At 56.4% G+C, this 18,909-nt stretch carries 12 protein-coding genes; 5 read left to right on the top strand and 7 right to left on the bottom strand.

Annotated elements, in window-relative coordinates; translation table 11 throughout:
* Positions 1–45: 45 nt before the first annotated feature.
* From HO274_RS04300 to HO274_RS04285, 4 genes are read right to left on the bottom strand one after another with little or no spacing between them, the layout of a single operon-like run.
* On the bottom strand, positions 46–1,719 hold the full coding sequence (locus HO274_RS04300; RefSeq protein ID WP_273121708.1) for an asparagine synthetase B family protein: 1,674 nt from the start codon (positions 1,717–1,719) through the stop codon (positions 46–48).
* 2 nt (positions 1,720–1,721) lie between these two features.
* Positions 1,722–2,960: a pyridoxal-dependent decarboxylase, exosortase A system-associated gene (locus tag HO274_RS04295; RefSeq protein WP_273121706.1), complete on the bottom strand. Its 1,239-nt coding sequence runs from the start codon at positions 2,958–2,960 to the stop codon at positions 1,722–1,724.
* A gap of 21 nt (positions 2,961–2,981) precedes the next feature.
* Positions 2,982–4,010, bottom strand: a complete 1,029-nt coding sequence (locus HO274_RS04290) for an SDR family oxidoreductase (RefSeq protein WP_273121704.1) — start codon at positions 4,008–4,010, stop codon at positions 2,982–2,984.
* A complete protein-coding gene (locus tag HO274_RS04285) occupies positions 4,007–5,293 on the bottom strand; it encodes a nucleotide sugar dehydrogenase (RefSeq protein ID WP_411463765.1) in 1,287 nt (428 codons plus the stop codon). Before HO274_RS04285 ends, HO274_RS04290 begins: the two co-directional genes overlap by 4 nt.
* A gap of 243 nt (positions 5,294–5,536) precedes the next feature.
* On the opposite strand from HO274_RS04285, the gene HO274_RS04280 reads away from it, so the two are divergent.
* Complete coding sequence (locus tag HO274_RS04280; RefSeq protein WP_035417058.1) at positions 5,537–7,123, top strand: DHA2 family efflux MFS transporter permease subunit; 1,587 nt, start codon at positions 5,537–5,539, stop codon at positions 7,121–7,123.
* Between the two features lie 3 nt (positions 7,124–7,126).
* Here the strand turns inward: HO274_RS04280 and HO274_RS04275 are convergent, their stop codons facing one another.
* From HO274_RS04275 to aceE, 3 genes are read right to left on the bottom strand one after another with little or no spacing between them, the layout of a single operon-like run.
* On the bottom strand, positions 7,127–8,101 hold the full coding sequence (locus tag HO274_RS04275) for a polysaccharide deacetylase family protein (protein ID WP_273121701.1): 975 nt from the start codon (positions 8,099–8,101) through the stop codon (positions 7,127–7,129).
* Between the two features lie 28 nt (positions 8,102–8,129).
* On the bottom strand, positions 8,130–10,106 hold the full coding sequence (locus HO274_RS04270) for an APC family permease (RefSeq protein ID WP_273121699.1): 1,977 nt from the start codon (positions 10,104–10,106) through the stop codon (positions 8,130–8,132).
* Positions 10,107–10,110: 4 nt separating this feature from the next.
* Complete coding sequence (gene aceE, locus HO274_RS04265; protein WP_273122271.1) at positions 10,111–12,777, bottom strand: pyruvate dehydrogenase (acetyl-transferring), homodimeric type; 2,667 nt, start codon at positions 12,775–12,777, stop codon at positions 10,111–10,113.
* A 164-nt stretch (positions 12,778–12,941) separates the two neighbouring features.
* Here aceE and lptF point away from each other — a divergent pair, with 164 nt between their 5' ends.
* From lptF to HO274_RS04245, 4 genes are all read left to right on the top strand, one after another.
* Positions 12,942–14,063 (top strand): LPS export ABC transporter permease LptF, encoded by a 1,122-nt coding sequence (gene lptF / locus HO274_RS04260; protein WP_273121697.1) that lies wholly within the window; start codon positions 12,942–12,944, stop codon positions 14,061–14,063.
* Between the two features lie 108 nt (positions 14,064–14,171).
* Positions 14,172–15,656, top strand: coding sequence for a leucyl aminopeptidase (locus HO274_RS04255; protein ID WP_273121695.1), 1,485 nt, complete (start codon positions 14,172–14,174; stop codon positions 15,654–15,656).
* Positions 15,657–15,658: 2 nt separating this feature from the next.
* On the top strand, positions 15,659–16,087 hold the full coding sequence (locus tag HO274_RS04250) for a DNA polymerase III subunit chi (RefSeq protein WP_031596023.1): 429 nt from the start codon (positions 15,659–15,661) through the stop codon (positions 16,085–16,087).
* Positions 16,088–16,124: 37 nt separating this feature from the next.
* Positions 16,125–18,839 (top strand): valine--tRNA ligase, encoded by a 2,715-nt coding sequence (locus HO274_RS04245; protein WP_273121693.1) that lies wholly within the window; start codon positions 16,125–16,127, stop codon positions 18,837–18,839.
* The last annotated feature ends 70 nt before the right edge of the window (positions 18,840–18,909 follow it).

Raw genomic sequence — 18,909 nt, 5'->3', positions numbered from 1 at the left:
TGGGATGCAAAATCCCCTTTGGTTTAAAAAGTCGGGGACCAGGGATCAGGCAGAGGGGGAGAACTGGTAGTGATTGGCATGGGCCTGAAACCATTGTTCCAGCATGAGGAGGATCCACACCATTTCCCCATAAAACCCCGGATGGCCGGGTAGGTATTGCTGGAACAATTGATTCACGAAGGGATGTCGAATCAGACCACGTTCGGCCAGTTGATGCAGGGAGGATTCGGCCAACTGATGCAGGGATGGATGACGCAGCACCCATATGCCGAAGGGAAGACCGAAACCATGCTTTTGCTTGGTGATGATTTCCTCCGGCAGAAAACCTCGTAACGCTTCCTTGAAAAACCAACGCAGTTTGAGACCATTGACCTTGTAATGGGGTGGGAGTTTCAGGGAAAAATCCACCAGCCGTTCGTCCAGCAGGGGAAAACCTACCTCGATACCCGCCAAGGTCGTGGTTCCGCAAACTTTGGGTAAATCATTTTCGGCCAGGGTGAAGCGCCAGTCGTAGGCCAGCATCTGATTGACAAAATCCGCCCCATCGGTTTCGTGCCAAACTGCCCGTTCCAAGGTGCCGGGAATGGCCGGTGAAAACAAGGAAAGAACCTGTGCGGGAAAAATATTCTCTGCCCCGATCTGCTCCAGAAGCCCGTAGGCAGTGATTCGGTCCGGCATGGGGACTTTGGCTTGGTCGATATAACTGCCCAGTTTGCGCACCAGGGGAAGTCGGTTGAAAAGGGGTGCCAGAGGTTCGAGGATTCCCTGGCGCAGAATGGAAGGTACGTGGGTGTAGGCGTGAAATAACTTTTGCTTGGCGTATCGACTGTTTCCACCAAATAATTCATCCCCCCCGTCTCCTGCCAGCAATCGTTGCAAACCGTCTTGTTGGGCCAGTTGGGCACAGTAAAACCCGGGCAGGGCAGAAGAATTGCCGAAGGGTTGGTCGTAGTAGGCTGCGACGCGCGGAATTCCCTGAACCAAATCCTCCGGAGTGACATAGTATTCATGGTGCCGGGTTTTGAAATGACGGGAGGCAATGCGTGCGTACTCCATTTCATCATAGCCTTCCGCATCAAAGCCGATGGAGTAGGTGGGCACGCCTTCCCCGAATTGCTGGCTCAATAGGCCGGTCACGGTGGAACTGTCGGTGCCTCCACTCAGGAAACAGCCGGTACGACCGCCCTCATGACGCTGGCTTTGAACCGAACTCCTTAAAATATCCAGAAACTCTTCCTTCAAAGAGGAAAAGTCAGCGGAATCTGCGGAGGTAAACCGTGGTCGCCAGTAGTGGGCCACCGTCAGTTTCCCTCCTTGGAACAGTCCGTAATGTGCGGCGGGTAGACGCAGCACCTGCTGAAAGATCGTCCGTGGCGCGGGAATGACATGAAAATGGAAGTAGTCGTAAATGGCCTGCATATCCAACGATGAAGAAGATGCAGCGACTTCATCGGCGCGGGCGGCAACCTGGAGGGTCGAAGCATTCTCCACGCGATAACATAATGAACGACGCGCAAAGCGATCCACGGCCATGAAAGTCTTGCCCGGCTCTGGCGAAAAAGCCACGGCAAAGTCTCCTTGAACCTGATTGGGGGCTTGAGGGCCATGACGCCGATAGGCTTCGCGCCATGCGCTCTCCACCCCCTGGATACGGGAAATTTCGCTCAGGTCTGGTTCCTGAAAGCGCGGATGGCCGAAAAATAATGCCAATGCGGTCATGGCTACAGGTCTCCGATCAATACTTCACGGGCCGGAGGGTGTCCCAGAAAAGCCGCAGGGCTGGCGCTCAGGCCATAGGCACCGGACTGGTAAATCACCACCAGATCCCCTACCTCGGCACGGGGCAGGAGCATTTTGTCCGCCAGGAGGTCGAGGGGGGTACACAGGGGGCCCACCACGGAGACTTCTTCCAAGGGCGGGGATTTCTTCCGGGTGACGATGGTCACTGGATAATTCTTGCGAATGACCTGTCCAAAATTGCCGGATGCCGCCAGGTGGTGGTGTAATCCCCCATCGGTGATGAGAAAAGTCTGGCCCCGGGAAACCTTGCGGTCGAGGATGCGGCACACATACACACCCGCTTCACCGACGAGGTAGCGGCCCAATTCGATGACGGGTTGGGTATCGGGCAACTGCTGGTGCAGGTGAGGTAACAGGTGTTGCAAGGCATCTCCTACCCGCTCGAGCTCCAGAGGTGATTCGCCAGGAAAATAGGGAATCCCGAAGCCCCCTCCCAAATTCAGGGTGGGGAGGGGTGCCCCACTCTCCTGAACCAGCCGAATGGCCAGATCCACGGTGTTTTTCTGGGCCTCAATGAGTGCGTCCGCCTTGAGGCTCTGTGATCCACTAAAAATATGAAACCCCTGAAAAACCAGGTCAGAGGCCAGGATGCGGCGGACCAGGGCGGGAACCCGTTCCACATCCACCCCGAAGGGTTTGGCCCCCCCGCCCATGCGCATACCGGAGCCCCGCAATTCAAAATCCGGGTTGACCCGGATGGCCACTTTGGGACGGTAGCCATGTAGTTCACTCAGCGAGAAGACCGTCTCCAGTTCTCCTTCGGACTCCAGATTGAGTACAACGCCAGCAGCCATGGCCATCAGAAGATCGTGGGAAGATTTGCCGGGACCGGCAAAACTGATATGGGCGCGCGGAATCAGGGTATCCAGCGCTATTCCCAGTTCTCCTCCGGAAGCCACATCCAGACCATCCACCTGAGTGGCAAGAAACTGGACCACGGCGGGCATGGGGTTGGCCTTGATGGCATAGTGCAGGTGAATGCCCTTGGGGAGCAGGAAGCGTAACATCTGAACACGCTTGAAAATACCTGTGCGGTCATAGGCAAAGAAGGGGGTTTGGCCGACTTGATGGGCTAGGCGCGGGAGATCGATGCCGCCGATGGACAAGGGATCGCCCGTTCCCATGGCAAAACAGGCAGGGTGATGAATGGGTTTACTCATAAGGTGCCTGTAGAAACGAACTCACAGATTGTGCGTGTACCAGTCCGCAGCCTTTTCCAGTCCTTCCTTGACCGAGAAACGGGGCTCGTAACCCAGAAGTTGTCGGGCTTTGTGAATGTCTGCCAGGGAGTGGCGGACATCGCCCGCCCGAAAATCCCGGTAACGGGGGCCGGGGATCTCCCGGTTTGGCGCACGCTGCTTCAGTTGAGCGCAGATCAGCGCATACAACTGGTTGAGGGTGGTGGATTCGGAGTAAGCAATGTTATAGACCTGTCCCAGGGCCTCGGGCCGTTCCGTACAGGCCGCCAGAATATTGGCTTGGATGACATTGTCGATATAACAGAAATCACGGCTGGTTTCACCGTCGCCATTGATATCGATCGGATTCCCCTTCAATAACCCACCAAACCACTTGGGAATCACGGCTGCATAGGCACCTTCCGGATTTTGGCGGGGGCCGAAGACGTTAAAATAGCGCAGACCGGTGGCCTTGAACTGATAGACCCGGTCAAAGACCTGCGCGTAGAGTTCATTGACCAGTTTCGTGACGGCATAGGGAGAGAGGGGGTTGCCGATGATCTCTTCCTTTTTGGGAAGCCCAGGATGGTCCCCATAAGTGGAACTCGAGGCGGCATAGATGAAGCGTTCGATCCCCATGAGTTGAGCTGTTCTCAGCATGTTGAGGAATCCATCGATGTTGCTGGCATGGGTGGTCAGAGGGTCCTCGATGGAACGGGGAACACTGCCCAGGGCCGCCTGATGCAACACGATATCCGCCCTGTCACAGACGCGCTGGCAATCGTCCAGGTGGCGGATATCTCCTTTGAAAAAAGTGAAGTTTTTCCAACGGGGTTCTCCAACCAGTTTCTGAACCTGCTTCAGGTTACAGTCGTCGATGGTGGAAAAATTATCCAATCCCACGACGGTCTGATCCAGTCGAAGCAAGGTCTCGAGCAGGTTGGAACCGATGAACCCTGCCACTCCGGTAATGGCCCAACGGCGTGGTGCGGCCTGGATCTTGTTTTGAATGAGGTCATAGTGCGTGGTCATAGCCGCCAGAGACGCAGATTGGATTGGGAGAAATCGTCGCGGGAAAAAAGTCCCTTGACATCGATCAGGACGGGGCAATCGCCCATCAGGGATAATATTCCCTCGGTTTGAAGGGTTCGATATTCATCATGGGCCACCGCCAGAATCACGGCTGCTGCGGGTTTCAAGGCAACGGTGGGGGTGAGGGAAACGCCGTATTCCTCCTCAGCCTCGTGGGGGTCCGCCAGGGGATCGTGGATCTGTACCTCGATTCCGTAATCCTGTAGTTCATGAATGATATCGATGACCTTGGAATTACGCAGGTCCGGACAGTTTTCCTTGAAGGTGAGTCCCAGGACGGTGACGCGACTGCCCGAGATGACATGTCCGGCATGGACCATTTCCTTGACACAGCGTTGGGCCACAAATTTCCCCATGCCATTGTTGATACGTCGCCCGGAAAGGATGACCTGGGGAATGTATCCCAATTTTTCGGCCTTATGGGTGAGATAATAGGGGTCTACGCCGATGCAGTGACCACCCACCAGTCCCGGTTTGAACTTGAGAAAGTTCCATTTGGTGCCGGCGGCTTCCAGCACGGCATTGGTATCGATATTCATCAGGTCAAAAATCAGGGCCAGTTCATTCATCAGGGCGATATTCAGGTCCCGTTGGGTATTCTCGATGACCTTGGCGGCCTCGGCCACCTTGATGGAGGGAGCACGGTGAACGCCTGCTGTGACCACGGATTCATAGACCTGAGCAACGATTTCGCAGGTTTCCGCATCCTGTCCCGATACCACCTTCTTGATCTTGGTAAAGGTGTGTTCCTTGTCTCCGGGGTTGATGCGCTCAGGACTATAGCCCACCTTGAAATCGACGCCACATTTGAGGCCGGATTTCGCTTCCAGAATAGGGACGCATTCCTCTTCCGTTACTCCGGGGTAGACCGTGGATTCATAAACCACGATATCCCCCTTCTTCAGGGCACTTCCCACGGTTCCCGAGGCCTTCAACATGGGGGTGAGGTCGGGTTGATTGGCATCGTTGACAGGGGTTGGGACAGCGACGATATGAAAATTTGCCAACTGGAGATCGCTGATCTGATCCGTGTACAGGATATCCGCTTTTTCGAGGCCTCCCTCTTCCACTTCTCCTGTCCGGTCATGCCCGGCGCGCAACTCCCGGATTCGTACCGGATTGATGTCAAAGCCAATGGTTCGACGCACTTTGCCAAAGGCTACAGCCACGGGCAATCCCACATAACCCAAACCGACTACGGAAATGATCCTCTCTTCGCCCACCACAGACATGATGCCTCCTGACCTGAACAGTGATTTACCGATTAAGTCATGAGGATAACCCATAGAAGGATATTTATGCTACCCAAAATTTGGAACAGGTTGAGAAAGTTGATCACTGCCAGGGAAGACGTCCTCAAACGCTCACTACTTTGTGTTAACGTGGCACTTTGACATTTCAGGATGATCGGTGGAATCATGCCTGAATTTCAGTAATTGCCTGGCGTGATATGGAGATTTGTTTGAATGGCGGCTTCCCCGATGGGTGCGTTTTCTCCCCCCCGTAATTTTCGTGGAGATTTGATCAGCCCGTGGTGGGTGGCCGTGACCGTGGCTTTGACCACCTTTATGGAGGTCCTGGATATTTCCATTGCCAATGTGGCGTTGCGTCACATTGCCGGGGATATGTCCGTGAGCGAAGACGAAGCCGTGTGGGTATTGACTTCTTATATGGTGTCCAACGCCATCGTCTTGCCCATGAGCGGTTGGTTATCCACGCTCTTCGGGCGCCGCCGATTTTACCTGTTCTGTGTGGCCATGTTTTCCGTCAGTTCGTTACTGTGTGGCCTGGCCCCCAACCTGACTACCCTGATCCTGTTTCGTACCCTGCAAGGCATCGGTGGCGGGGGATTGCAGCCCTGTTCTCAAGCCATCTTGACGGACAGTTTTCCTCCTTCGAAACGGGGCATGGCTTTTGCGGTGTATGGCATCACGACCGTTTTGGCACCGGCCATTGGCCCGACCATCGGCGGTTGGATTACGGATACCTTTTCCTGGCGCTGGATCTTCCTGATCAATGTCCCTGTGGGATTTCTGTCCTTGTATCTGTCCCGGCGGCTGTTGTCGGATCCTCCTGCTTTGATTGAACAGAGCGCCGAGTTTAGGCGCCGGGGATTCACGGTGGATTGGAAAGGGTTCGTGTTATTGTCGGTGGGATTTGGCTGTTTGCAGGTGGTGCTGGACCGAGGGCAGCAAGACGACTGGTTTTCATCGCCCTTTATCATGCTGATGTCAGCGCTGTCGACCCTGTCACTGCTTATTCTACCCTTTTGGGAAACCCGTCAACATTACCCCATGGTGGATTTCAATCTGCTCAAGGAAAGAAACTTTCTGTTCAGCAATATCTTGATGTTTCTGGTGGGATTTATCCTGTTTGGCAGTACGGTGCTCCTTCCCATGTGGGTCCAGGCCCTGATGGGGTATTCGGCCACTCAGGCAGGAATGTTGTTGTCTCCTGGCGCATTGACCGTGTTATTGGTATTGCCCTTCGTGGGATGGGCCATCAACAAGGTGGATGTGCGCCACATGATTGCCTTTGGGTTGTTGTGTAACGGGGTGGCCTTGTATCTTTTTTCCCATATGAATTTGCAGGCGGATTACTGGTCTTTGGCGACTTTGAGAATCCTGCAGGGGATCGGGTTGGGGTTTCTCTTCGTGCCCGTCAATGCGGCAGCTTACTCGTGGGTGCCTCCGAACAAAAGCAGCAACGCTTCGGCCATCATCAACTTGTCGCGCAATCTGGGGGGGAGTTTCGGCATATCCCTGGTTCAAACCTGGTTGACGCGCGGGACACAACGTCATCAAAGCGTTCTGACGACTCATTTGACCGATTCCTCCACGGCGACCCAGGCGTGGCTGGCGGGCGTGATCCACCAGTTGGCAGGGGTCGGCAGTCATGGGGTGGCGGTGGCGCACGCCTTGTTGTATGCCACCGTGCAAAGACAGGCCAGCCTGCTTTCCTTCATGGATGACTTTCGCTTGCTGGGCACCTTGGCCCTAGTATTCATCCCCGTGGTATATGCCCTGAAACGACCGGTGCGAGAGAAACATTGATACTCAGGAATGGGTCCACAGGTTTTGACTGAGGCGCAGGGAGAAACGCAGGAGTGAGCGGTCCCAGGGAGTGAAACGCGGCAAATGAAAGAGATCGCTTTCTCCCCGGGCAATGCCTGGTTCGGTGGAAAGTGCTGCCGAGTATCCCATTTCCCGCACCATATCGGCATGTTCCTGACGGTAATCCTGACCGAATTTTCCGTTGGGATAGGCGAACAGGACAGGAGGACTGCCCAGCAATCGGGTCAGGCAGGCATGGTTCTGCTCGATTTCTCGGCGCGCAATGGCGGGCGGAAGGGAGGTCAAAATGGGGTGATTGACCGTATGTCCCCCAATACTCATCCCCGCTTGGTGCAGAGATATTACTTGGGCATCATTCATCATGAGGTGGGAAGGGGGGGTGACCCCCAACTGCGTTTCAAGATGGTGGAGATGGTCGCAACGCACTTCCGGCGCCTCGTATTTGAGGCGTTGCAGCAGGATCGCGAGGGCGGATTTCCGCTCTGCCAAGGTCGTCAGAGGGAGTGATCCCAATTCGAGAAAGCGAAGATCGATGGATTCTGCGGGATGCTGGCGGACCAACTCGATGGCGCGATCATTGAACATGCACCCTCCATTCAAGTAGCCCGAGGCTACGAAAAAAGTGGCGCAGACCCCGTGCTTTTTCAGCAGTGGGAGTGCAATGGAGGCGTTATCGGCATACCCGTCATCGAAGGTGAGGCAGGCAGCGCGCGGGGGCAAGACATGGTTTTTTAATCTTTCCACCGCTTCGGGCAAGGGGAGGATGTGAAAGACATTCTTGAGCAGATTCAACTGCGCATCAAAACGTTGAGCATCCACCTCGTCCGGAAAAAGGGGGTCGGGTTTGGGCAGCACGCGGTGGTAGATCAGGATGGACAGGGAGCCCGTACTGCCCCCAGGAGAGAGCCAGGAATTCAGGCAGCGAAATAAAGGGTAAGTGGTGGAGGCGAGGACCATAAAGGGATCATCAGGTAGGTAGCATGTCTCAGTCGACCTTCATGGGCAGGATCACCATGGTCATGCCCTGGAGATGAAGGATACGTTGCATTTGCAGGGCGGTTTGATTATGGAGGATGCGCGTCAGCCAGTTATCGTGGACGAAAATCAATTTGCTGGCAAAAAAGATGCTGTTGGGAAATTCTTCGTGGACCTGCTCGGACAGACGGGTGAGTTCGGCGATTCGGTCCGTGCCATAGGCTTCGTAGGACTTGGCGGCAATGCCATTCCGATGGCAGAAATTGACATAGTAGTCGCAGGCGGAATGAACGGATTCCTTGAGTCCTTCAATCGATCCTTCTCCGCCATAACTTTGAGTGTCCACGGCACCCACACTGAGGAACACAAAATTGCGGTAGACGTTGGGAAAGAGTCGCTGGACCCACAGGAGGGTATGCATGCCCGTGCCTTTGGCCTGACTGATCAGAAAGACGGCGGTGGGCGCATCGGGATCGAGGGCAGGGGGGGTGACTACCGGGGTGGCCGGGAGCTGGGACAGCAGATGGTCGGCCTTGGCCATCTGGGCGGCTGTTTCGCGGTAATGCTGGCGAATCAGCAGGCACAGGCCAATGACGGCGCTGGTGATGAGGAGGGTCATCCACCCGCCTTCAAAAAACTTTTCCGCCAGGGTGACCATGAGGATGCTCGAAGTCACGATCAATCCTACCACGGAGACCCCGAGGCGAAGGGCCCATTGGGGATGTTCGCGGTGCTTCCACCAGTACAGGGTCAGTCCCGTGAGCGAGAGACTGAAGGTGAGAAAGACATTGATGCTGTAGAGCACCGCCAGCAGGTCCACGACGCCACCACTCCAGAGCAGGATGAAGAGGGCTGCTATGCCCATCAGAAGGATTCCGTACTTGGTGACCAGACGACTGGACAGGGAACTGAACTGGGAGGGTGTCCAACCGTCATTGGCCATGTTGGCCAGTACGGCGGGGCCGCCCAGCAAGCCGGTATTGGCGGCCACATACAAAAGCGCCCCTTCGAGGACCAGCACGGTGGTGAGAAGCACATAGGAAAGGCCGGGACTGAAACCTAGGGATGCGATGACCGAACGGAAAGCAACGGCGTTCAGGGTCTCGCCATTGCTGGAGGGGACGGCATTCCACAACAGGTAGATCAGGATGATGCCCCCCGCCGTGAAGGCCAGGGAAGTGGCCATGTAGAACATGGTCAGTTTTCCGGTATGTACACGGGGTTCCTGGAGAACATTGACATTGTTGGAGACCGCTTCGATCCCCGTATAGGTTCCGCCCCCCATGGAATAGGCGCGCAGGAACAGGGAGGCCACAAAGACCCAACCCATCTGGCCCGCCAGAGAAGAGGTTTCATGCAGCGTCTGATGGACGATGGAGGGGATCTCGTTTCCGCGGATGGCCACCCCATACACGATGATCAGCACATGGGTGATGACGAAGCCCATGAAGATGGGGGTCAGGATCTTGATGCTCTCCTTCATGCCGCGCAGGTTCAGGAACATCAGAAACAGGGTGAGGAACAGTTCGACGGTCAGTTTGTGACTTTGCCAGGCCGTGGGCAGGGAACTGAAAACGGCGTCCACCCCGCTGGCCACGGAAATAGCAATGGTCAGGACATAATCCACGATCAGGGCAGCACCGCTGATCAGACCGGCGTGAGGCCCGATCAGTTGGGTGGCAACCTTATAGCCTCCACCGCCTGTGGGAAACAGTTCGATGACCTGGTTATAGGCAGTGGAGATGAGGAAAACCGTGAAGGCCGTGGCAATGGCCAGATAAAGGCTGAGGTGGACATGGGTACCCAGGGCCTTGAAGGCTTCTTCCGGCCCATAGGCCGAGGAGGATAGTCCATCGGCACCCAGTCCCACCCATGCAAAAAAGGCCATGAGGGCGATGTGCTGACGGGTTTCCGGCGCAAAGGGGTCGCGCGCCGGACCAAAAAGCAACTCTTTGATCTGTTTAAATAAGTTGCTTTTTAGTGCCATGGGGTCAGACCTTCAGCGGATTCGGTTTGGCGGGGTCGAGAGCATATTTTCGTTGCGCTTCGGCCACCTGGGACAGGGGGATTACGCCCTCGTCAGCCAAGGCATGGAGTGCGGCTTCCACCACATAGTAACGATCTACTTCGAAAAAATGGCGCAATTGGGCGCGCGTGTCGGAACGGCCAAATCCATCGGTACCTAGGGTTACGAAACGACGGGGTACGAAGGCACGGATTTGTTCCGTGAAGGTTTTGATGTAGTCGGTGGCCGCAATCACCGGCCCACGGGTGTCTTTCAGACACTGGGTGACGTAGGGAATCTGAGCCGGTTCTGTGGGGTGATGACGGTTGTGGCGCAGGACATTTTGACCTTCTCTGGCCAATTCATTGAAACTGGGGCAACTCCACACGTTGCTCGACACGCCCCAGTCCGTGGCCAACAGTTGGGCAGCTGCCTCCACTTCGCGCAGGATGGTGCCCGATCCCAGCAACTGGACGCAAGGGCCCCTGGATGCCGCCCGTTCATGCAATAGGTACATGCCTTTGAGAATGCCTTCCCGTGCCCCCTCGGGAAGCGCAGGGTGGGCATAGTTTTCATTCATGGTGGTGAGGTAGTAAAAGACGTTTTCCTGAGCGTGGAACATGCGATGCAGGCCGTCTTGAATGATGACCGCCAGTTCATAGGCATAGGTAGGGTCGTAGGAGATACAGTTGGGAATGAAGGAGGCATGAACCTGACTGTGTCCGTCCTGGTGCTGCAACCCTTCGCCATTCAGGGTGGTCCGTCCCGCCGTCCCGCCGATGAGGAAGCCGCGACACTGCATGTCCCCTGCCGCCCAGGCCAGATCACCGACGCGCTGAAAACCGAACATGGAATAAAAAATATAGAACGGGAGAGTGGTGACGCCATGGGTGGAATAAGACGTGGCGGCAGCGATCCAGGAAGAGAAAGCGCCGGCTTCATTGATCCCTTCCTGGAGGATCTGACCATTCACGCTTTCGCGGTAGTACATCAGTTGATCATGATCCTGGGGTTCGTACAATTGCCCCACGGAAGAATAGATGCCCAGGCTACGGAACATGCCCTCCATGCCGAAGGTACGGGATTCGTCGGGAACAATGGGGACGATGCGCTGACTCAGTGTCTCATCGCGGATGAGTAGATTAAGGAGACGCACGAAGGCCATGGTGGTGGATAGATGACGTTCGCCACTGGCTTCCAGCAAGGGTCCAAAATATTCCAGGGGGGGGATGTCCAGAGGCGCACTGGCACTGTGCCGCACCGGCAGATAGCCGCCCAGAGCCTGGCGCCGTTCCTGCAGATAACGGATCTCCGGGCTGTCATCGGCAGGGCGGTAGAAGGGGGCAGCGGCAATTACGGCATCGTCGATGGGGATCTTGAAGCGGTTACGGAACTGCTTGAGGGCGCTTTCGCCCATCTTCTTTTGTTGGTGGGTGATGTTTTGCCCTTCGCCCGCTTCGCCCATACCATAGCCTTTGATGGTCTTGGCCAGAATCACCGTGGGTTGGTCACTGTGACGCACCGCCGCCAGGTAGGCATTATAGACCTTGAAGGCGTCGTGTCCGCCGCGCGACAGATGCCAGATCTCGTCATCGGACATGTTGGCCACCAGGCGCAGCAACTCGGGATACTTGCCGAAAAAATGCTGACGCACGTAGGCGCCATCGTGTGCCTTGAAACTTTGGTATTCCCCATCCACGGCTTCCATCATGCGCTGCAGCAGCAAGCCACTCGTGTCCTTGGCAATGAGGGCATCCCAGGGGCTTCCCCAGATCACTTTGATGACGTTCCAGCCAGCCCCGCGAAAATCCGCTTCCAGTTCCTGAATGATTTTGCCATTTCCGCGCACGGGACCGTCGAGACGTTGCAGGTTACAATTCACCACGAAGATCAGGTTGTCAAGATTTTCTCGGGCGGCCAGGGAAATGGCGCCCAGAGATTCGGGTTCGTCCATCTCTCCATCGCCCATGAAAGCCCACACCTTGCGTCCTTCGGTCTGGGCCAACCCGCGGTTTTGCAGGTATTTCATGAAACGGGCCTGATAAATGGACATGAGGGGACCAAGTCCCATGGAGACGGTGGGCATTTGCCAAAAATCGGGCATGAGCCAGGGATGGGGGTAACTGGATAACCCCTTGCCCTCCACTTCGCGGCGGAAGTGGGCCAGTTGTTCTTCGCTCAGGCGTCCTTCCAGAAAGGCGCGGGCATAAATGCCCGGGGCCGAGTGACCTTGGGTGTAGAGCACATCCCCCCCATGCTCCGGGGTAGGTGCACGAAAAAAGTAGTCGAAGCCCACATCATACAGAGTGGCCGCCGACTGAAAACTGGCGATATGCCCACCCAGTTCTTCCCCACCCTTGTTGGCCCGCACCACCATGGCCAAGGCATTCCAGCGAATCAGGGAACGGATGCGGTACTCCATTTCCGGGTTCCCGGGCATGGGTTCTTCGAGCGCTGGAGGAATGGTATTGAGGTAGGCCGTATTGGCACTATAGGGCAGGAAGGCCCCCGAACGACGAGCCTTGTCCACCAATCGTTCAAGCAGGAAATGGGCCCGTTCCGGTCCCTCCGCACAGAGCACGCCATTCAGCGCATCCAGCCATTCCTGCGTTTCCTGGGGATCTGAATCGTGATCCTTGGGGGGTGATGCCATCATGCTCTAGCCTCGTTTATTACTCAAAAGTCGCTAGATTCTATAGCGAAACTGGTTTGAGTGAAACCCGCAGTCGGAACTGCCCGCAGAAAAGTGCCCCTAGGACACAGCGCCGTTTCCCTGCTTCTTGATAGAATGGAGGACTATCGGGTTCAGAGGACATCATGCTCTTCAGTCGGCTCTTACGCAAGGAGTTTGCGCGCACGGCATTGATGGCCATGGTCATTTTGCTGGCCATTCTGCTGACCGTCAGTTTGGTCAAATTGCTGGGATTGGCGGCGGGAGGGACCTTGTCGGGCAGCGCAGTGATGGCCATGTTGGCTTTTGGTTCCTTGACTTACCTGCCGGTCTTGTTGTCCGCTTCTATTTTTACGGCCCTGCTGCTGGCCATGACCCGTTTCTACCGCGACTCGGAAATGATCATCTGGCAGAGTGCCGGGGTCAGCCTGAACCGTTTTCTCGGTCCGGTACTGCGCTTCACGGTGCCCATGGCTCTGGTGGTGGCGCTTCTCAGTCTGGTCATTGCGCCCTGGGCCATTGGGCAGAAGGCACAGTATCAGAAACAATTGGATGTGCAGGACGACACCTCCCAGATCACGCCCGGCGTGTTCCGGGAGTCGCATCAGTCAGATCAGGTATTCTTCGTGGATGCCCTGTCCCAAAGCAAGGAGAAGGTTTCCAATGTCTTCGTTCAGTCTGTTCAGGGCCATCAGGTGGGCGTGATCGCAGCGGACAGTGGTTACATTGCGACGGAACCCAATGGAGATCGCTTCGTGGTGTTGCAACATGGACGCCGTTATGAGGGGGAACCGGGCACGCTCAACTATCGTCTGGTGGATTTTGAGCAAGCGCGCCTGCGCATCGATCAGCATGGGGTGACGGCGGCGGCCCTTTCGGTAAAATCTATGTCGGCTCAGAACCTGCTCCGCAACCCCACTCTGGAAGGGTGGGGGGAATTGCACTGGCGTCTGGGGTTGCCGTTGAGCCTGCTGGTGCTGTCCGTGTTTTCTGTACCCCTGTCCTACATTAACGTGCGGGGTGGACGTTCCACCAACATGATTTTTGCCCTGCTGGCCTACATGGTGTATTACAACTGTATGAGTATTGCACAGGCTTGGGTGGCGCAGGGTAAACTGCCCTTCTGGATTGGCTTGTGGCCCGTGCATCTGCTCTTTTTGACCGTGGCATGGATCTGGTTGCAGCAACGCCAGCGTGTCTGGTCCTGGCGCTGGTGGATGGGCCAGCGTCGTTCCCGGGAGATCCGGGAGCGCAGGGAAGATCCATGAAATTCGTTGGGACCGGCGGAAACTCCGGCCTGCTTTTTGACTTCAATCCGGGATGGCGGGATAATCTCCTGCTTTATCTCAGGTCATGACCCTTTAGGGAGAAACCCCGTGGAATTTACACTCAAAGTAGCACATCCGGCTTCAACCAAGACCGCCTGTGTCGTCGTTCCAGTGACGGGAGGCCGTTGTTTGACCCCCGCTGCCCAGGCCCTTGACCAGGCGAGTGAAGGTCAGTTGACGCAGATTCTCAAACGAGGAGATCTGGCTGCAGAGGCGGGCAAAACACTCCTGTTATCCGGACTTCAAGGGGTGACGGCGAGCCGTGTGCTGCTGGTGGAAACGGGCAGCGATCCCCTCAAGGACAGCACTTACCGTACCCTGGTATGTTCCATGGAGCAGGCTCTGGCGAACACCGCCGTCAAGGAAGTGCTGTGTACTCTGACCGAGTTGGATATGGCGGGTCGGGACAGTGTCTGGGTGCTGGAACAGACCGTTTTGACCTTGAGGGAACAGCGTTACCGTATCCCAAAGCAGACTCAGACCCCAAAACCGTCTTCTCACTGGCAAAAAACCGTCCTCCTGCTGCCTTCCTCCCTGTCGCTCAAAAAAGCCCAGGGTTTCGTGGAACAAGCTCAGGCAGTGGCTAACGGAACCGATTTGACGCGGGATCTGGGTAATTTGCCGCCCAATCTGTGTACACCTACCCACCTGGCGGAAACGGCGCAGGCTGTGGGCAAGGACTGGGGGCTCAAGGTGCGCGTGCTGGACCGTGCCGACATGGAAAAGTTGGGTATGGGCGCGTTGTTGGCTGTGGCGGCGGGCAGCCATCTTCCTCCCCGGTTCATCATCATGGAATACGCCGGAGGCAAGGCCAGAGCCAAGCCGGTGGTGCTGGTGGGCAAGGGCATCACCTTCGACACCGGCGGGATATCCTTGAAACCCGCGCCAGAAATGGATGAAATGAAATTTGACATGTGTGGTGCAGCCAGTGTCCTGGGGACGATGCGTGCCTTGGCTGAAATGAAATTGCCCCTGAATGTCGTGGCGCTCATTCCCACCTGCGAGAACATGCCGGGGGGCGGGGCCACCCGTCCTGGGGATGTGGTCAAGAGTTTATCTGGCCAAACCATCGAGATTCTCAATACTGATGCGGAAGGGCGTCTGATTTTGTGCGATGCCCTGACCTACGCTGAACGTTTTGAACCTGTCGTGGTGGTGGATGTGGCGACCTTGACCGGGGCCTGTGTCATTGCTCTGGGGCACGAAGCCGCAGGGTTAATGGCGAATGACGAGGTTCTGCGCAATGAATTGCAGACAGCAGGGGATTACAGTGGTGATCGCGCCTGGCCTTTGCCCTTGTGGGAAGAGTACCAGGAAGGGCTGAAGAGCAACTTTGCAGACATGGCCAACGTGGCGGGTCGTCCTGCCGGGACCATTACGGCAGCGAGTTTTTTGGCGAATTACACTAAACGGTACCGTTGGGCTCATTTGGATATCGCTGGCGTGGCATGGCGCAGTGGCAAGGAAAAGGGAGCCACAGGCCGTCCTGTTCGGTTGTTTTGCCGTTTTCTGCAACAGCGCTGTCAGGGGTAAGGGTGACACGCATCGACTTTTACACCCATGTGGCGGACAAGGTGCCGGTGGCCCTGCAGTTGACCTGCAAGGCATGGGCGCAAGGACTGCCCGTGTGGTTGCGGGTGCCGGACGAAGTCATGGCTCAGCAACTGGACCAGAGGTTGTGGACCCATCCGCAGGCCGAATTCGTGCCCCATTGTCGGTCCGATCACGCATTGGCTGCGGAAACCCCCATCGTCATCGATGCCCTGGAAATGGAACCGCGCTCCCACCGGGTGTTGATCAACCTGCGTTCAGACCCGCCGTTGTACTTTGCCCGTTTCGAACGTCTGGCGGAAATCGTCAGTCAGATCGATCAGGATGCAGCGCAGGCACGGGAGCGTTTCCGTTTCTATCGTCAGCGGGGTTTTGAAGTGCAGGCCCATAATCTGGCGAACCATCGTTTTTGAGCCTTGGGCTCCACCCTTAATTACTGGATTGTTTTCCATGAGTCTTGCCAAAATTTTTGACCCTCAGGCCATTGAGGCGCACTGGTACCCTGTTTGGGAAGCGCGTGGTGATTTCAAGCCTTCCCTTGATCCCCAGACGCCTGCGTACTGTATCCTGCTGCCGCCGCCCAATGTAACGGGGACGCTGCATATGGGGCATGCCTTTCAGCATACCCTCATGGATGCCCTGATTCGCTACCATCGAATGAAGGGCGAGAATGTGCTGTGGCAAGCAGGGACGGATCATGCCGGGATTGCCACCCAGATGCTGGTGGAACGTCAACTGGAAGCCAAGGGCGAAGGGCGCGCCACTTTGGGACGGGAGGCCTTTCTGGAGCGGGTGTGGCAGTGGAAGGAACAGTCGGGTTCCACCATTACCCGGCAGATGCGGCGTTTGGGCAGTTCCTGTGACTGGACCCGCGAGCGTTTTACTCTGGATGAGGACCTCAGTCAGGCCGTCACCCAGGTGTTCGTCCGCCTCTATCGAGAAGGATTGATCTATCGCGGCCAGCGTCTGGTGAACTGGGATCCTCACCTGCAGACGGCGGTGTCTGACCTGGAAGTGGAGGCCCACGAAGAATCGGGGCATCTTTGGCATATCCGGTATCCTCGCGTGGATGGTCAGGGCTATCTGGTAGTGGCCACCACCCGTCCCGAAACCTTGCTGGGCGATGTGGCAGTGGCGGTGCACCCTGCCGACGAGCGTTATTGCAACCTCATCGGGCACGCGCTTCATTTGCCTCTGACGGACCGCACTATTCCGGTGATTGCCGATGAGTCGGTGGATCCTGCCTTCGGCACGGGCTGTGTCAAAATCACCCCGGCCCATGATTTCAACGATTATCAGATGGGCAGGCGGCATGGATTGACGCCCATCAACATCTTTACCCCGGATGCCCACTTGAACGATCAGGTACCCCCTGAATATCGTGGACTGGAGCGTTTTCGTGCCCGTCAACGTCTTATCGACGACCTGGCGGCCCGGAACCTGCTGGCCGAAGTAAAACCGCATACCCTGATGATTCCGCGCGGTGACCGCAGTGGCGCAGTGATCGAACCCATGCTTTCAGATCAATGGTTTCTCGATACCGAGCGCATGGGCCAAGAGGCCTTGCGCGTGGTGCACGAAGGACAGATCCGGTTTGTGCCGGGTAATTGGATTCATACCTACGAGCATTGGCTGGGCAATTTGCAACATTGGTGTATTTCCCGACAATTGTGGTGGGGGCACCGGATTCCCGCCTGGTACGATGATGCGGGACAAGTTTATGTGGCCGAGAACCAGCAGGAGGCGGAACGACAGGCCGGGAAACCCCTGCGTCAGGATGACGATGTGCTCGATACCTGGTTCTCCTCGGCACTCTGGCCCTTTTCTACCCTGGGTTGGCCGACGGATACCCCGGAACTGCACCAGTTCCTGCCCAGTAGTGTGTTGGTGACGGGCTTCGACATCATTTTCTTCTGGGTGGCTCGCATGGTCATGATGACCACGCATTTCACCGGTCAGGTGCCTTTCCGGGAGGTTTTTGTTACCGGTCTGGTGCGCGATGCCCAGGGCCACAAGATGAGCAAGTCCCGTGGCAACGTGCTAGATCCTCTGGATCTGATCGATGGAATCGATCTGGAATCCCTGGTGACCAAGCGCACCGCTCACCTTATGGACCCTCGTCAGGCTGAAAAGATCGAGAAGGCCACCCGTGCTGAATTTCCTCAGGGTATTCCAGCCTTTGGTACCGATGCCCTGCGTTTTACCTTTGCCAGTCTCGCCACTCATGGAAGAGATATCAAGTTTGATCTGCAACGATGTGATGGCTACCGAAATTTTTGCAACAAGTTGTGGAATGCCACGCGCTTCGTCCTGATGCAGGAAACCCCGGAGGGACTGGCTCAGTCGCCGACGGTGGCAGACCGCTGGATTGGACAGCGTCTCGATGCCACCATTCGGGCGGTGCATGAGCATTTTGCCCAATATCGGTTTGATTTGGTGGCCCGTACCCTGTACGAATTCATCTGGGAAGACTTCTGTGACTGGTATGTGGAATTGGCCAAGACCCAGTTGGCTAACCCCGATACGGCGGTCACCACCCATGCTACATTGCGCTCGATCCTGGAAACGGCTCTGCGCCTGACTCACCCCCTGATGCCCTTCATCACCGAGGAGTTGTGGCAGCAGGTGGCTTCCCTGGATGCCATGGGTTCCAGCATTGCCCTGCAACCCTTTCCTCAACCTGCGTTGGTCCCCGATCCTGCCGCCAACGAGGCGATGGAACGTCTCAAGGCATGGGTCAACGGTTGCCGTACCTTGCGTGGAGAAATGAACATCAGTCCGGCAGAGCGACTGCCTCTCAAAGTGGCGGGTGCCACGCAGGCGCTTTTGGGTATGGAACACTATCTGATGCATCTGGCACGCCTCACGGGGGTGGATACCAGTGCTACGCCTTTGCTGTCGGTGGAGGCGCCGGTGGTAACGGTGGATCACCTTCAGATGCAATTGCAGGTGCAGGTGGATGTCCCCGCGGAAATTGAACGTCTGACCAAACAACGGGACAAGACCAGAATCGAAGTAGAGCGCTGTTGCGCCAAACTGGATAACCCCGGTTTCGTGGATCGTGCGCCTGCCACTGTGGTTGCTCAGGAACGGGAACGTTTGGCTCGCTTTCGTCAGTCTCTGGCCGAGGTGGAAGTCCAGTTGGCGCGTCTGACTACCCTTTGAAGCAGGGGGACAGGCCATAGTCCCGAGGGGTTTCCGCGAAAACTTCCGCGGGTAAGGTATCATGAGCACC

This window comes from Ferrovum myxofaciens, assembly GCF_013181415.1.
In the GTDB taxonomy this organism is placed as follows: Bacteria; Pseudomonadota; Gammaproteobacteria; order Burkholderiales; family Ferrovaceae; genus Ferrovum; species Ferrovum myxofaciens.
The sequence above is the reverse complement of the archived record's forward strand: the minus strand, read 5'-3'. Positions and strand labels throughout refer to the sequence as shown.

What these genes read in the sequence shown, in the direction of transcription:
- HO274_RS04300 (WP_273121708.1), bottom strand. Translation starts at nt 1,719, where the DNA reads ATGACCGCATTGGCATTATTTTTCGGCCATCCGCGCTTTCAGGAACCA.
- HO274_RS04295 (WP_273121706.1), bottom strand. Translation starts at nt 2,960, where the DNA reads ATGAGTAAACCCATTCATCACCCTGCCTGTTTTGCCATGGGAACGGGC.
- HO274_RS04290 (WP_273121704.1), bottom strand. Translation starts at nt 4,010, where the DNA reads ATGACCACGCACTATGACCTCATTCAAAACAAGATCCAGGCCGCACCA.
- HO274_RS04280 (WP_035417058.1), top strand. Translation starts at nt 5,537, where the DNA reads ATGGCGGCTTCCCCGATGGGTGCGTTTTCTCCCCCCCGTAATTTTCGT.
- HO274_RS04275 (WP_273121701.1), bottom strand. Translation starts at nt 8,101, where the DNA reads ATGGTCCTCGCCTCCACCACTTACCCTTTATTTCGCTGCCTGAATTCC.
- HO274_RS04270 (WP_273121699.1), bottom strand. Translation starts at nt 10,106, where the DNA reads ATGGCACTAAAAAGCAACTTATTTAAACAGATCAAAGAGTTGCTTTTT.
- aceE (WP_273122271.1), bottom strand. Translation starts at nt 12,777, where the DNA reads ATGGCATCACCCCCCAAGGATCACGATTCAGATCCCCAGGAAACGCAG.
- lptF (WP_273121697.1), top strand. Translation starts at nt 12,942, where the DNA reads ATGCTCTTCAGTCGGCTCTTACGCAAGGAGTTTGCGCGCACGGCATTG.
- HO274_RS04245 (WP_273121693.1), top strand. Translation starts at nt 16,125, where the DNA reads ATGAGTCTTGCCAAAATTTTTGACCCTCAGGCCATTGAGGCGCACTGG.